The sequence below is a fragment of the Actinomycetospora sp. NBRC 106375 genome (assembly GCF_030269665.1).
GTDB lineage: Bacteria > Actinomycetota > Actinomycetes > Mycobacteriales > Pseudonocardiaceae > Actinomycetospora.
This window is the reverse complement of sequence record NZ_BSTS01000002.1, coordinates 264,540-278,262: the sequence shown is the minus strand read 5'-3', so window position 1 is coordinate 278,262 and position 13,723 is coordinate 264,540. Positions and strand designations below refer to the sequence as shown.

The following is a 13,723-nucleotide window of genomic DNA, read 5'->3' as shown; positions in this document are numbered from 1 at the left end:
GATGACCACCACGCTGCCGCAGGCCCCCGCCGGGGACGCCGGTCCGCCGCCGGCGGGCCCGTCCGGGGTGCGCCGCGCCCTGGCCCTGGCCCGCAACACCTGGCGCGCGCTGACCAGCATGCGCACGGCGCTGATCCTGCTGTTCCTGCTCGCCGTCGCCGCGCTGCCCGGCGCGCTGCTGCCCCAGCGCACGCCGAGCCCCAACGCCGTCGACGACTACCTCACGCAGCACCCGACCCTCGGCCCGTTCCTCGACGAGCTCGGGTTCTTCGACGTCTTCGCCACGCCGTGGTTCGCGGCGATCTACCTGCTGCTGTTCATCTCGCTCATCGGCTGCCTCGTGCCGCGCTCGTTCGAGCACGTGCGGGGCCTGCGCACGGAGCCGGTGTCGGTGCCGCGCAACCTGGCGCGGCTGCCCCACCACGCGCAGAGCACGGCCGACGACGACCCCGACGCCGTCGTCGACGCCGCCCGCCGGCGCCTGCGGGGCTGGCGGGTCGCGGTGCGCGAGGAGCCGGATGGCGTCCGGACGCTCTCGGCGGAGAAGGGCGCCCTGCGCGAGGTGGGCAACCTCGTGTTCCACCTCAGCCTCGTCGCCCTGCTGCTCGGCGTCGCCATCGGCAAGATCTTCGGCTACGAGGGTCAGGTCATCGTCATGGCCGACGGCAGCGAGTTCTGCAACTCCGGGATCTACGCCTACGACTCGTTCCGTCCCGGTCTCGACGTCGACGGCACCGGGCTGGACCCGTTCTGCTTCACCGTCGACGACTTCAGGGCCACGTTCCGCCCCGACGGCCAGCCGGACTCGTTCGGCGCGAACGTCCGCTACCAGGACGCCGACGCCGTGCAGGACGGCGACCCGACCTGGCAGCCGCACGCCCTCGCGGTCAACGACCCGCTGCGCGTCGACGGCGAGCGGGTCTACCTGCTCGGGCACGGCTACGCGCCGCGGTTCACCGTGACGTTCCCGAACGGGCAGCAGCGCACCGGGCTCGTGCAGTGGCGCCCGGTCGACCAGGCGACGCTGCTCTCCGAGGGCGCCACGAAGATCGACCCGCCGGGTGTCACCGACGAGGCGCAGCGCCGACGCTCGCAGCTCGCGATCACCGGCCTGTTCGCGCCGACGTCGTCGGGCGGCGGGCTGGTCACCTCGGTGTTCCCGGCGCTGGACAACCCCGAGGTCGCGGTCGACGTCCTGCGCGGCGATCTCGGCCTCGACTCCGGCCGCGCCCAGTCGATCTTCACGGTGGACCAGGGGATGATCGACCAGGGCCGCCTGGTGCGCGTGGCCCGCGAGAACATCAAGCCCGGCGGCGAGATCACGCTCGACGACGGCACCCGGGTCCACTTCGACGGCGTCGAGAACTGGGTGTCGCTGCAGGTGTCCCACGACCCGGCCCAGACCGCCGTCCTGATCGCCGCGATCGCTCTGCTCGGCGGGCTGACCCTGTCGCTGACGGTGCGCCGGCGCCGGTTCTGGGTCCGCGCGACCCCCGCCCTGCCGTCTACGACAGGTGGTCGTACGGTGGTCGTGCTCGGAGGGCTCGCCCGCACCGACCGCGCCGGCTACGGCGAGGAGTTCGGACGGCTCGCCGCGGAGCTGGCCCCGCCGCGTGCGGACGAGGTCGGTGCCGACGGTGCCGACGGCGCCGCGGGACGGGCACGACCCGACCCGGAGGTGCCGCCCGACGCCGCCGAGGTCACCGACGCCGACCAGGACGTCGACCGGGACGTCGACGCGGAGCCCGGGCCGGACGACGACGGGAAGGACGACGATGGTCGTTGACGCGCAGTTGGGCTCCTACGGCGACCTGCTGTTCGGGTCCGCGCTGGCGGTCTACGTGCTGGCGATGATCCTGCACGCCGTCGAGTACGCGCTCTCGCGGAACCTCGCCCCGGTCGAGGAGGACGCCCGCGTGCCCGTCGCCGCCGGCGCCGGATCGTCGTCGGATCCGGCCGGCACGACCGGCACCACCGCCACGACCGACACGGACGCACCGCGACCGCCCCGCAGCCGCGCCGAGCGCTACGGGCGCACCGGGGTGTCGCTGACCGTGCTGGGCTTCGGGCTGCACCTCGCGATGCTCGTCGTGCGCGGTCTCGCGGCCGAGCGCGTGCCGTGGGGCAACATGTACGAGTTCTCCGCGGCGGTCTGCCTCGTCGCGGTCGGGGCCTGGCTGGTCGTGCTGTACCGCCGCCCGGAGCTGCGCCGCCTGGGCGCGTTCGTGCTCCTTCCCGTGATCGTCCTGATGTTCCTGGCCGGCACGGTGCTCTACACGCAGACCGCGCCGGTGGTGCCCGCGCTGCGCTCCTACTGGCTCGCGATCCACGTCACGGCCGCGGTGATCGCGTCGGGCATCCTGCTGCTCGCGGGCGTCGCCAGCGTCCTGTACCTGCTGCGCCGGGTGCACGACGGCAACCCGGCCCGGTTCGCGTGGACCGCACGCCTGCCCGGCGCCGACGCCCTCGACCGCACGGCGTACCGCGCCACGGCCATCGCGTTCCCGATCTGGACGTTCGCGGTGATCACCGGGGCGATCTGGGCCGAGGCGGCCTGGGGCCGCTACTGGGGCTGGGACCCGAAGGAGACCACGGCGTTCATCGCCTGGATCGTCTACGCCTGCTACCTGCACGCGCGGTCGACCGCCGGGTGGCGCGGCAGGCCCGCCGCGACGATCAACGTGATCGGGTTCGCGGTGATGGTGTTCAACCTCTTCTTCGTCAACATCGTGGTCACGGGCCTGCACTCGTACGCGGGGCTGCCGGGCTGATCGACCGGGCTGATCAGTTCGGGTCGTTCGGATCTCCCGACTCCGATACGGTGCGGCGCGCGCACCGCGACGAGGGAGGACCGTGGCGATGGAATCCAGGGACGACACCGGCGCCGAGCGCGACGGCGCGGCCGGTGCCGTCCCGCCGGAGACGGACCACGCCCCGGCCGACGAGGCCGCGACGGGTGCCTCGTCGGGGCCCGCCACCGGCGCGCCGGCGACCAACGGAGCGGCCGACCCCTCCGGCGTCGCGGCACCCCCGGACTCCCCGGAGACCACCCGGCGCGTCGACACCGCCGAGGCCGCCCGCGGCGACGCCGCGCAGCCCCGGCACGCCGCGGGCTTCGACCCGCGCGCCGGTGCCCCGCCCACGGGACGCGCCGCGGGGGCACCCCCCGCGCCGCCGTCGGGTGACCGCGCCCCGGTCTCGGGTCGGTTCACCACGCCGGGCCGCGGCGCCGGCGCCCCGCAGGCCGCCGGGCCCGCGTCCTACGACCTGTCCTCCGCCCAGCTGCTGCGGCCCAGCAAGCGGCCGCCGCAGACGGGCTGGCGGCGCGCGCTGTTCGTCGGCACCGGCGGCCTGGTCAACCCGGGGGAGAGCCCCGGCGACGCCGCCCGCCGCGAGCTCATCGCCCGTGTCAACCAGCCGCTGCACGGCTGCTACAAGATCGCGATGCTGAGCCTCAAGGGCGGCGTCGGCAAGACGACGATGACCACGACGCTCGGGTCGACGTTCGCGTCCCTGCGCGGCGACCGGGTGATCGCCGTGGACGCCAACCCGGACCGCGGGACGCTGAGCCAGAAGATCCCGCTCGAGACGACGGCGACGGTGCGGCACCTGCTGCGCGACGCCAACCGCGTGCGCCGCTACTCCGACGTCCGCGCGTACACGTCCCAGGGCCCGTCACGCCTGGAGATCCTCGCCAGCGAGCAGGACCCGGCCGTGTCCGAGGCGTTCAGCGAGGTCGACTACCGGCGCACGGTGACGCTGCTCGAGCACTTCTACAACGTCGTGCTCACCGACTGCGGCACCGGCCTGATGCACTCGGCGATGAAGGGCGTGCTCGACGTCGCCGACTCCCTGCTCATCGTGTCGTCGGCGTCGATCGACGGAGCGCGCAGCGCGTCGGCGACCCTGGACTGGCTGGACGCGCACGGGTACCGCGACCTCGTGTCGCGCTCGGTGGCGGTCATCAACTACGTGCGCCGCTCGTCGGGCAACGTCGACCTCGACCGGGTCTCGGACCACTTCGCCGCGCGCTGCCGGGCGGTCGTCCGCCTGCCGTTCGACCCGCACCTCGAGGAGGGCGCGGAGATCGAGCTGGAGAAGCTCAGCTCGGCCACACGCGCGGCGCTGCTGGAGCTGGCGGCCACGGTGGCCGACGACTTCGGCCGCGCCGGATCGCGCGTCCGCCTGCCGATGATCCCCCGCTGAGGGGCGGTCAGGAGCTCAGGGCGAGGAGGACGGCGGGTCCTCGCGCTGGATCTTCTCGTCGAGGGAGCGCAGGAACTCGGGGTCGTCGTCCGGGGCGACGGGCCGGCGCGGGCGCTGGGGACGCCGCGGGGTCGCCTGCCGGGTGGGCCCGGTGGGGGCGTCCTCGACCATGCCGCCGGGGGCGCCGTCGTGTCCGGCCTGCGCCGCCTGGGCGGCCATCACCTTCCACAGCAACGTCCCCACGACGACCAGGACCAGCACGGCCACGAGGAACGCGATCACTCGGACGCCTCCAGCATCTCGACGTCTCCGGCCGCGGGCGGGTCCGCGGACGGGGCAGCGCCCACGCTACCGGTCGCGCGCGGAGTCCGCGTGACGTGCGAGAGGTTGCCGTCGGGTGACGGTCGGGTGCCCGGGACGAGCGGGGTCACCGGTCGCGACCGAGTCTCCGCCGGCCGCCGCCGCACCCCCGTGCCGCGGCCCGAGCGCCGCCGACCGGCGGCGCGGGGCCGCCGGTCGTGCGGGGATCGCTAGTGGTGCGCCTCGCTGGTGAGGCCGTCGAGCAGCGTGCGCACCTCGGACTCACGGAAGCGGCGGTGGCCGCCCGGGGTGCGGATGGAGCCGATGCGGCCCGCGGAGGCCCAGCGGGTCACGGTCTTGGGGTCGACGCGGAACATCGCGGCGACCTCGCCCGGGGTCATGAGCCGCTCGCTGGCCTCGTGAGCGATGGTCATGTCACTCCACCTTCCCTATCGCCACACACAACCGGTCCGCCCCGCGGACGGCGGAGCGGACACAACACGGCGAATCGTGACACCGGACCCCGTACGTACTCGAACGCTTGTATCCAGGTAAAGGGTTCATAAAGGGCGAAAAGGGACGTGTCCGGCGCCCGCCGCCGGGCCGCACGGACGGGTCGCCGCGGGCCTACCCTGGATGCGTGAGCACCGAGGATCCCGGGTCCGGCGAGGGCGTCCGGACCGACGCCGCGCACCCCGCGAGCCCGACCGCAGCGGCCCCGACCGGGACGCCGGGCGCCGTCGCCCTGGCCGTCCTGCTCTACGTCGGCGCGCGCCTGCTCGTCGTCGCGGTGATCGCCGGCGTGCTCGTCGCGGTCGGCCTGCCGCTGCTCCTGGGGCTGCTGGTGGCCATCGTCGTCGCGCTGCCGCTCTCGCTGTACCTGTTCCGCGGGCTGCGGGCCGGGCTCACCGGCGAGATCGACGCGGCGACCGCGTCCCGCCGCGCCCGCCGGGAACAGCTGCGGGCGGAGCTGCGGGGCGACGTCGACAGCCCGGAGTGAGGGTCAGGTCAGCGCCAGCCCCAGGGCCGTCGCCGCGGACCACACCAGCAGCCCGAGCGCGGTGTCGCGCAGCACGGGGATGAGCTGCGGGCCGGTGGAGCCCGCCAGCACGCGGCGCAGGCTGGGGACCAGCAGGACCAGGGCGAGCAGGCCCGCCAGCGCGCCCCACGCGCGCAGGCTCAGCACGAGCGTCATCCCGAGCGGCACGACCACCAGCGCGGCGTAGAGCACGCGGGTGTCGCGGTCGCCGAGCACCACCGCGAGCGTGCGCTTGCCGGTCTCGACGTCGGAGGAGATGTCGCGCAGATTGTTGGCCACGAGCACGGCGCACGCGAGCAGCCCGACACCCACCGACGCGCCGATGCCCAGCCCGCTCGCGCGGCCCGTCTGCACGAACTCGGTGCCGAGCACGGCGACGGGGCCGAAGAACACGAACACCGCGACCTCGCCGAACCCGCGGTAGCCGTAGGGCCGCGAGCCGCCGGTGTAGAACCACGCCCCCAGCAGGCACGCGGCGCCGACGAGGATCAGCCACCAGTGCCCGCTGTAGAGCGAGAGGGCGACGCCGGCGACGGCGGCGGTGCCGAGACAGGCGACGGCGGCGCGGCGGACCTTGTACGGCTGGGCGACGCCCGAGCCGACGAGGCGCAGCGGACCGACCCGGTCGTCGTCGGTGCCGCGGATGCCGTCGGAGTAGTCGTTGGCGTAGTTCACGCCGATGACCAGGCCGACGGAGACGATCATCGCGAGGATCGCGGCGACCAGATCGAACCCGGCCACCCCGGCCGCGGCCCCACACCCCGCCAGCACCGGCGCGACCGCCGTGGGCAGCGTGCGCGGCCGCGCTCCTTCCACCCACTCCGCCACGGTCGCCACGCCCGGCGAGCCTAGTGGCCCGGCCGTGTCACCCGTCAGAGCGCTGTGTCACTGGCACGGCGGCAGCGGCGGGGCGCCCTGGATCCAGGCCGCCGGGACGTAGCGCTCCGGGCGGGTCTGCAGCCAGAGGTTGCTCGTGCCCTGGCTGCCCGTGACCGGCGTGCCCGCGCGCTGGCACCGGACCTCGACCTGGGCGCCGTCGCCGACGACGCCGGCCTCGGGCGCCGCGGCGTCCGGGGTGGCGCGCTCCTGGACCGGCCCGGCGCCGACGGTCACGGCGCGACCGAGGGCCGCGGAGCGCGCGGTCCACAGGTAGTCGACCGTGACGAAGCTGTTGTTCGTCAGGCCCAGACCGTGGAAGGTCCCGTCGGCGAGGTCGATGCCCGCCGGGTTCTTGATCGGGCGCCCGAAGCCGTCGTTGCCGCCGTTGTACCGGTCCTCGTAGGCGGCCTGGGCCATCGGCCGGCCCTGGGGCAGGTCCTTCCACTGCTCGCGCTGGTCGGCGGGGTTCCAGTAGTCGTCCTTGGTGTTCCAGGGTCCGACGTCCCACACCGGCACGGTCGCGCAGCGCCCGGCGTCGGTGCAGACCCGCACGCTGTACTCGCCCTTGCCGTCGGGCGAGAGCGCGCGGCGCGAGGGCAGCGCGACGAACTGGTCCTCGGGGGCGATCCGGTGCCCGTTGGCGGTGGTCCCGCCGACGAGGCCCTCGCGCGTGGCGAACACGCGGTAGCTGGCGCGCGGGGTGATGGCGCGCGGCCCGGCCGGCACCTCGTCGGCGAGCACCTCGAGGCTGCGGACCGTCGGCCCGGCCGAGCCGGTGGGCGCGAGCAGCGCGAGGCGCACGGCGACGGTCCTCGTGGGCTCCGGCAGCATCGCCGGGGCCCCCGGCTCCGCGGGGATCCACTCGGTCCACTGCCCGTCGTCACCCTGGCCGCGGACGTCGACGGCCACCTGCCCGCCGGGCGGGACGTCGCCGACGACCGGAGCGTCGATGCGGTTGACGGGCTCGGCGAACTGGTGCGCGCCGAGGTCGAGCAGGCCCTGGCGCTGCGCGCCCCGCAGCGAGGCGGGGCCGGTCTCGGTGCCGTCGCGGGTGGTGGAGAGCCGGGCGGTGCCCTCGGTGACCTCGACGCCGGTCGACGTGCCGGCGAGCGGCGGGGCCCAGCGCTGCGGTCCCTCGTCGGCCGCCGCGGACGGGGTGTCGCGCGGCAGCGGCCCGGAGGGGTCCGTCGACGGCGGGCCCGGGTCGGCGAGCGCCGCCGGGGCGCCCAGCGGGGCGGACAGGGCCAGGGCCGTCGTCAGGGCGGCGGCCACGACGAGTCCCGCCCGTCGCGTCCGTCGCTCCCGGACGGCCCGTGTCGGGGACGCGGGGCCAGTCGTGTCGGAGCGCACGCCGCAGTCAACGGTGGGACCGCGGGCCCGGGGTACCGGTCGCGACGGAGATCCGCTCGATGGGTTGTCATCCCGTCGAGTGTTTCGCCACCCGTCCGGCGCGTCGTCTCGACGGCGCCGCGTACGTCGTGCTGACGCCCGGGGCCCGCGGGGCTCTTGTGGGTGAGCACGGCGCGAGCCCCTCGGGTGCCGGGCACCCGAGGGGCTGGTGTCGCACGTCGTCAGACGGTCCGTCGCAGCCGCAGCGCCACGGCGGCGACCCACACCATGGCGGCGATCGCCCCGATCGCGAGGGTCAGGGTGCCGCCGGCTCCGCCGGCCATCGCCCAGCCCCAGCCGGCGACCAGGGCGAGCCCCGCGGCGCGGGAGACCACGGCGAGGTCGCGGCGCCCGCCGCGGGAGAAGTGGCGGCCCAGGACGCAACAGGCGGCGATCAGCGTCGTGAACGTGATCGTGCCGGCGACCATGTGGCCGTAGGCGTGCCAGGTCACGAGCGGGAGGTCCGCCGGTGCGCCGACGGGGAAGTTCGCGCCCGGGTCCATGACCATGGCACCGGCGAGGACGAGGCCGACCCCTGAGGCCGCGACGAGGCGGGGCGCCCACACACCACCGTGCGTGCCGCGCAGGGCCTGCCGGAGCCCGCCGGCGCCGACGACCGTCAGCACGCCGGCGACGACGAAGTTCGTGATCTGCAGCCACCCGAGGTCGCCGGTGGAGAGCAGGCTCAGCGGGTGGACGAGGATGTCGAACCCCGCACGGGTGGCCGCCTGCGCGGTGGAGACCGCCGCCCACCCGACGAGACCGGCGGCGAGGGCGCCCAGCCGGATGCGGGTGCCGGGGTCGGACACGGCGGCGGGGACCTGGGTGCGGGTCTGGGTGCGGGTCGGGGTGCTCATCTCGGGTTCCTCTCGTCGGGTCCTCCGGTCGGACGCTCGCCAGGACGTCGCCCGGGCTGATACGACAGGGAACGCATGGCGTTCCCTGTCGCATCGCCCCGGTCGACGGGGAGCCGGAAGCCGTCGTCACCCGAGACAGAGGAGTTCGAGATGCGCTACCTGATGACCACCGGGGAGAACAGCCGCCGGCCCGACGAGGCCCTCTTCGCCGAGATGGGCGCGTTCATCGAGGAGATGACCGCCGCCGGCATCCTCATCGCCACCGGGGGCCTGGAGCCCGGCGGCACGACCGTGACCTCGCACGGCGACGAGATCACCGTGACCGACGGGCCGTTCGTGGAGGCCAAGGAGGCGATCCTCGGCTTCGCGCTGGTCGAGGTGTCCTCGCACGAGGAGGCGCTCGAGGTCTCCCGCCGGTTCCGCCGCATCGTCGGTGACGGCGACAGCGTGCTGCGGCGGGTGATGGGCCCGTGACGTCCGCGCGTGGGGGCGGCGAGGAGCCGCGCGCCCGCGTCGACGCGGTCTGGAAGCTCGAGGCCGCCCGCGTCGTCGCCGCCCTCACGCGCATGGTCCACGACGTCGGGCTGGCCGAGGAGCTCGCCCAGGACGCCCTCGTCGCGGCGCTCGAGCAGTGGCCCGCCGAGGGCGTGCCGGACAACCCCGGCGCGTGGCTCACCGCCGTCGCCAAGCGCCGCGCGGTCGACCACCTGCGGCGCGCGCAGCGCGCGGAGCGGGCGCACGAGCGGGCCGCGTCCGAGGCACCCGGGACGGCCGAGGTGCCGGACGACGCCGACGCTCCGGACGAGGACGCCGACGTCCTGCGGCTCATGTTCCTGTCGTGCCACCCGGTGCTGCCCACCGAGGGACGGCTGGCCCTGACCCTGCGCCTGCTCGGCGGTCTGTCCGCCGCCGAGATCGCGCGCGCCTTCCTCGTCGACGAGACGACGGTCAGCCGCCGCATCGCCGACGCGAAGCGGGCCCTCGCCGCGGCGGGCGCCGAGCTCGCGATGCCCGGCCGCGAGGAGCTGGCCGCGCGCCTGCGGTCGGTGCTCGAGGTCGTGTACCTCGTGTTCAACGAGGGCTACGCGGCCACCTGGGGCCGGGAGCTGGTGCGCGCGGACCTCTGCGGGCAGGCCCTGCGCCTCGGGCACCGGCTCGCGGCCCTCGCGCCGTCGGAGCCCGAGGTGCACGGCCTGGTCGCGCTCATGGAGCTGCAGGCCTCGCGCACGGCGGCGCGCACCGCCCCGGACGGCTCGCCGATCCCGCTGCACGAGCAGGACCGCGGCCGGTGGGACCCGGTCCACGTGCGCCGGGGGTTCACGGCGATGCTGCGGGCCCGCGACCTCGGGGGCGCGCCCGGCCCGTACGTCCTGCAGGCCGCCATCGCCGTCTGCCACGCCCAGGCCCGCCGCCCCGAGGACACCGACTGGGCGGCGATCGCCGCGCTGTACGACCGGCTCGCGTCCGTCCTGCCCACCCCGGTCGTCGCGCTGAACCGCGCCGTCGCCGTCGCCCGCGCCCGTGGACCCGCCGACGGGCTCGCCCTCGTCGACGCCCTGCGCGACGACCCCCGCCTGCGCGACTACCACCTGCTGCCCGGGGTCCGCGCCGATCTCCTGCGCCGGCTCGGCCGGGGCGAGGAGGCGCGCCGGGAGTACGCCCGCGCGGCGGCCCTGACGCACAACGACGCCGAGCGCGCGTTCCTCGACGCGCGGGCGGCCGACGTCGCCGCGCCCGCGGCCCCGACGACGGGACCGACGCTCGGGGACCTCGTCGACGGCTTCCTCGCCGGGCTCGCCGCGCCGGCCCGGCGCGCCTACGCGCAGACGCTGGGCCGGCTGGTGCGCGACCTCGGCGCGACGACGCCGCCGGCGGCGGTGGACGCCGACGACGTCGCCCGCGTGGTCCACACCTCGTGGGACGGGGCCGCCGCGACGACGTGGAACCGGCACCGCGCCGCGGTCCGCTCGTTCGCCGCGTGGTCCGGGCGGCCCGAGCTCGCCGACGGCCTGGCCCGCCGCGCGGCCGACGCGCCGCCCGCGGCCCCCGTCGCCCCCGACCGCGTCGCCGCCCTGTGCGCGGACCCCGCCGTGCCGGTGCGCGAGCGGGCCCTGTGGTCGCTGCTGCACGAGTCCCGGGCGCCGGTCCGCGCCGTGCTCGCCCTCGACGTCACCGACCTCGACCGCGACGACCGCCGCACCCACGACGGCGCGGTGACCTGGCGGTCGCGCACCGCCCGCCTGCTCGACGAGCTGCTGGACGGTCGGACGCGCGGCCCGGTCTTCCTCACCGACCGGCGGCCCGGTCCCGCGCGCACCCCGGCGTCCGCCGACCGCTGCCCCGACACCGGCCGCACGCGGCTGTCCTACGAGCGCGCCGAGTACCTGTTCACCCGCGCCACCGGCCGGGAGGCGACGCTGCGCCGGCTGCGGGCCCGCGCCTGACCGTCAGGCCTCCGCCACGACCTTCTCGCCGCCGGCGGCGGGCTTCTTGCTCTTCAGCAGGAGGGCGAAGCCGACCGCGACGGCGCTGAGGACGGTCGTGACCAGCATGAGGTCGTCGAAGGCATTGGTGAACACCTGCCCGGTGGCGGCCTGGTCCAGCGAGTACTGCTGGAGGATCGCGCTCGTGGCGCCGCTCCCCGCGCCCCCCGCGCCGCCGGAGCCGGCCGCGCCGGCGGCGGCCCCCGAGCTCGCCGCCGACTCCTGGGCGCCCATCATCCCGCCCATGTCGCTCGAGCCCTGGGCCTGCTGGGCGGTCATCAGGGCGGTCATGGCGGCCAGGCCCATCGCCGACGACGTCCGCTGGACGAGGTTGTTGAACGCGCTCGCGCCGCTGGTGTTCGCGGGCGGGACGGCGGACAGGCCGTTGGTCATGATCGGCATCATCGCCAGCCCGATGCCGCCGGCGCGGAAGGCGAGGATCCACTGCAGGTGGGTGTGCGAGGTCTCCACCGTGATGTCGTGCAGCAGGTAGGTGCCGATGGCCATCACCGACAGGCCGATGACCGCGGGCCACTTGGCGCCGAACCGGTCGTAGATCCGCCCGGCCAGCGGCATCATCACCGCCATGACCGCCGCCTGCGGCAGCAGCAGGATGCCGGAGTCGAACGCCCCCATCCCCTGGAACTGCTGCAGGTAGACCGGGATGTAGAAGAGCACCCCGAACAGGCCGATCGAGATGATCGCGATGAGGATCAGCGAATTGGTGAACGGCCAGAAGCGGAAGACGCGGACGTCGAGCAGCGGGTGGTCGACCTCGAGCTCGATGACCACGAACAGGGCCAGGCACAGCGTCCCGAAGGTCAACAGGATCAGCACCCGGTAGCCGGTCCACCCCCACGACTCGCCCTCCGAGAGCGCGAGCAGCAGTGAGAACAGGCCGGCGGCGATGGCGAGGAAGCCGGGCAGGTCGAACCGCTTGGCGAGCCCGCCCGTGAAGGCGGGCAGGAGCGCGACCGCCGCGATGGCGCCGATGATGCCGATCGGGACGTTGATGAAGAAGATCAGCCGCCAGTCGACGTACTCCACGAGGTAGCCGCCGAGGGTCGGGCCGACGGCGGGGGCGACGATGATGCCGAGCCCGTACATCCCCATCGCCGCGCCGATCCGCTCCCGCGGCACGATCCGGTAGACCATCGAGAGCGCCACGACCGGGATGACGCCCCCGGGGATCGCCTGCAGGATCCGGAAGGCGATCATGCTGTTGAGATCCCACGCGAGCCCGCACAGCGCTGACCCGGCGGCGAAGCCGATCAGCGACAGGATGTAGGCGCGGTTGAGGCCGATCTTCTCGCCGAGCCACGCGCTGGCCGGGACGATCACGCCCAGCGCCAGGGAGTAGGACGTCGCGACCCACTGGATGTCCTCGGTGGTCGCCCCGAAGTCCTTCTGCATGGCCGGGATGGCGACGTTGACGATGCTGACGTCGAGCACCGACATGAACATGCCGACGACCAGGACGATCAGCGACACCACCCACGGCCCGGACGACGCCGGGGTGGGCGGCGCGGCCGGTGCCGACGGCGGGGCCGGCGCCGGGGTGCTCGGGGGCTCCGGCGGTGCCGGCGGTGCCGCCGGTGCCGCCGGTGCCGGCCGGGCCGGTGCGGCGACCGCCGTCGGCGGATCCGCGGTCGCGTCGCGGGGCTCCACCGACGTCTGGGCCGGCGTCTCGGTCGACATTTCTAGAGTGTCGCAGTGGAGGGCCGTCGGGGCTCGTTCTCCATTTCCGGAGAAAGAGTCACGAACGGTCCCTTCTCTCGCATTCCGGTCACCGGTCGTCCTTGTGGATGTCGGCCGTGACATTCATGCCGGGGATGAGGTCGAGACCGCGGGGATCATCGATCGTGATCTTCACGGGGATCACCTGGGTGACCTTCTGGAAGTTCCCGGAGCTGTTGGACTGCGGGAGCGGGGAGAAGACCCCGGCGGCGCCGCCCTGGATCTCGCGGACCGACCCCGTCAGGTCGACGCCCGGGTAGGCGTCCACGGTGATGTCGACGGGTGCGCCCACGCGCACGGCGTCGATGTCGGTCTCGTCGACGCGCGCGGTGACGGTGAGGTCGGACAGGTCGTAGGCGACCGCGAGCTGCGTGCCCGCCGTGACGAAGGCGCCCTCGGTCGTGTCGTCGGTGGCGACCGTGCCGGCGGCGGGGGCGCGGATCGTCAGCTGGGGCTGCACGAAGGCGCCCTGCAGCTGGACCCGTCCCACGGCCTCGTCGCGGCGCAGCACGGTCCCCTGCGTCGCCGACCAGTCCACCAGCGTCCCGCTGGCCGGCGCGACGATCGGGATCTGGGTGCCGTCGATCTGGGCGTTGTCGGTGGACACGATGCGGCTCGAGACCACGAGGTAGTTCACCAGGAACGCGATCGCGGCGAGCACCGCGACGGCCGCGATGACGATCAGCGCGATGCGGGTGGAGCGCTTCAACGGCCGGCGCCCGCTCGGCGGAGCGGCCTCGCCGTCGCCGTCGGTGGTCGGGGCCTGGGCCGTCGCGACCGGTCCGGTGGTGGGGTCGTCGTGCTCGGTCTGCCCGGGCTGCTCGGTCATGGGG

At 75.0% G+C, this 13,723-nt stretch carries 13 protein-coding genes; 6 read left to right on the top strand and 7 right to left on the bottom strand.

Annotation, left to right across the window (positions count from 1 at the left end; translation table 11 throughout):
* Position 1 precedes the first annotated feature (1 nt).
* The 3 genes from resB to QSK03_RS04810 all read left to right on the top strand — a co-directional run bounded on the left by resB (position 2) and on the right by QSK03_RS04810 (position 4,206).
* Positions 2-1,786, top strand: coding sequence for a cytochrome c biogenesis protein ResB (resB, locus tag QSK03_RS04820; RefSeq protein WP_285648842.1), 1,785 nt, complete (start codon positions 2-4; stop codon positions 1,784-1,786).
* Positions 1,776-2,771, top strand: a complete 996-nt coding sequence (gene ccsB, locus QSK03_RS04815; RefSeq protein WP_285648839.1) for a c-type cytochrome biogenesis protein CcsB — start codon at positions 1,776-1,778, stop codon at positions 2,769-2,771. Before resB ends, ccsB begins: the two co-directional genes overlap by 11 nt.
* Before the next feature lie 88 nt (positions 2,772-2,859).
* Positions 2,860-4,206, top strand: a complete 1,347-nt coding sequence (locus QSK03_RS04810; RefSeq protein WP_285648837.1) for an AAA family ATPase — start codon at positions 2,860-2,862, stop codon at positions 4,204-4,206.
* A 15-nt stretch (positions 4,207-4,221) separates the two neighbouring features.
* Here the strand turns inward: QSK03_RS04810 and QSK03_RS04805 are convergent, their stop codons facing one another.
* Entirely contained in the window at positions 4,222-4,488 is a 267-nt protein-coding gene (locus QSK03_RS04805) for a hypothetical protein (RefSeq protein WP_285648835.1), read from the bottom strand.
* Positions 4,489-4,736: 248 nt separating this feature from the next.
* Positions 4,737-4,940 carry a BldC family transcriptional regulator gene (locus QSK03_RS04800; RefSeq protein ID WP_133830047.1) on the bottom strand — a complete coding sequence of 68 codons (204 nt, stop codon included), beginning with the start codon at positions 4,938-4,940 and terminating at the stop codon, positions 4,737-4,739.
* A gap of 206 nt (positions 4,941-5,146) precedes the next feature.
* Here QSK03_RS04800 and QSK03_RS04795 point away from each other — a divergent pair, with 206 nt between their 5' ends.
* Complete coding sequence (locus QSK03_RS04795; RefSeq protein WP_285648834.1) at positions 5,147-5,506, top strand: DUF4229 domain-containing protein; 360 nt, start codon at positions 5,147-5,149, stop codon at positions 5,504-5,506.
* A 3-nt stretch (positions 5,507-5,509) separates the two neighbouring features.
* On the opposite strand, the gene QSK03_RS04790 is transcribed toward QSK03_RS04795, so the two are convergent.
* The 3 genes from QSK03_RS04790 to QSK03_RS04780 form a co-directional block, all read right to left on the bottom strand.
* The gene (locus QSK03_RS04790; protein WP_285648831.1) at positions 5,510-6,382 is read right to left on the bottom strand and encodes a 1,4-dihydroxy-2-naphthoate polyprenyltransferase; all 873 of its coding nucleotides are present in this window, start codon (positions 6,380-6,382) and stop codon (positions 5,510-5,512) included.
* Between the two features lie 48 nt (positions 6,383-6,430).
* The gene (locus tag QSK03_RS04785; RefSeq protein ID WP_285648829.1) at positions 6,431-7,696 is read right to left on the bottom strand and encodes a DUF8814 domain-containing protein; all 1,266 of its coding nucleotides are present in this window, start codon (positions 7,694-7,696) and stop codon (positions 6,431-6,433) included.
* A gap of 299 nt (positions 7,697-7,995) precedes the next feature.
* Complete coding sequence (locus tag QSK03_RS04780; RefSeq protein WP_285648827.1) at positions 7,996-8,670, bottom strand: DUF998 domain-containing protein; 675 nt, start codon at positions 8,668-8,670, stop codon at positions 7,996-7,998.
* Positions 8,671-8,820: 150 nt separating this feature from the next.
* Between QSK03_RS04780 and QSK03_RS04775 the strand changes: the two genes are divergently transcribed.
* On the top strand, positions 8,821-9,144 hold the full coding sequence (locus QSK03_RS04775; protein ID WP_285648826.1) for a YciI family protein: 324 nt from the start codon (positions 8,821-8,823) through the stop codon (positions 9,142-9,144).
* A complete protein-coding gene (locus QSK03_RS04770; RefSeq protein WP_285648825.1) occupies positions 9,141-11,114 on the top strand; it encodes a sigma-70 family RNA polymerase sigma factor in 1,974 nt (657 codons plus the stop codon). The genes QSK03_RS04775 and QSK03_RS04770 overlap by 4 nt, the downstream gene beginning before the upstream one ends.
* A gap of 3 nt (positions 11,115-11,117) precedes the next feature.
* Here the strand turns inward: QSK03_RS04770 and QSK03_RS04765 are convergent, their stop codons facing one another.
* Positions 11,118-12,851, bottom strand: coding sequence for a DHA2 family efflux MFS transporter permease subunit (locus QSK03_RS04765; protein ID WP_285648824.1), 1,734 nt, complete (start codon positions 12,849-12,851; stop codon positions 11,118-11,120).
* An 88-nt stretch (positions 12,852-12,939) separates the two neighbouring features.
* Positions 12,940-13,719 carry an HlyD family secretion protein gene (locus QSK03_RS04760; protein ID WP_285648822.1) on the bottom strand — a complete coding sequence of 260 codons (780 nt, stop codon included), beginning with the start codon at positions 13,717-13,719 and terminating at the stop codon, positions 12,940-12,942.
* Between the last annotated feature and the right edge of the window lie 4 nt (positions 13,720-13,723).

Bases quoted from the DNA above. Each gene is read 5' to 3' on its own strand.
- QSK03_RS04775 (WP_285648826.1), top strand. From the start codon at position 8,821: ATGCGCTACCTGATGACCACCGGGGAGAACAGCCGCCGGCCCGACGAG.
- QSK03_RS04800 (WP_133830047.1), bottom strand. From the start codon at position 4,940: ATGACCATCGCTCACGAGGCCAGCGAGCGGCTCATGACCCCGGGCGAG.
- QSK03_RS04760 (WP_285648822.1), bottom strand. From the start codon at position 13,719: ATGACCGAGCAGCCCGGGCAGACCGAGCACGACGACCCCACCACCGGA.
- resB (WP_285648842.1), top strand. From the start codon at position 2: ATGACCACCACGCTGCCGCAGGCCCCCGCCGGGGACGCCGGTCCGCCG.
- QSK03_RS04780 (WP_285648827.1), bottom strand. From the start codon at position 8,670: ATGAGCACCCCGACCCGCACCCAGACCCGCACCCAGGTCCCCGCCGCC.
- QSK03_RS04810 (WP_285648837.1), top strand. From the start codon at position 2,860: ATGGAATCCAGGGACGACACCGGCGCCGAGCGCGACGGCGCGGCCGGT.
- ccsB (WP_285648839.1), top strand. From the start codon at position 1,776: ATGGTCGTTGACGCGCAGTTGGGCTCCTACGGCGACCTGCTGTTCGGG.
- QSK03_RS04765 (WP_285648824.1), bottom strand. From the start codon at position 12,851: ATGTCGACCGAGACGCCGGCCCAGACGTCGGTGGAGCCCCGCGACGCG.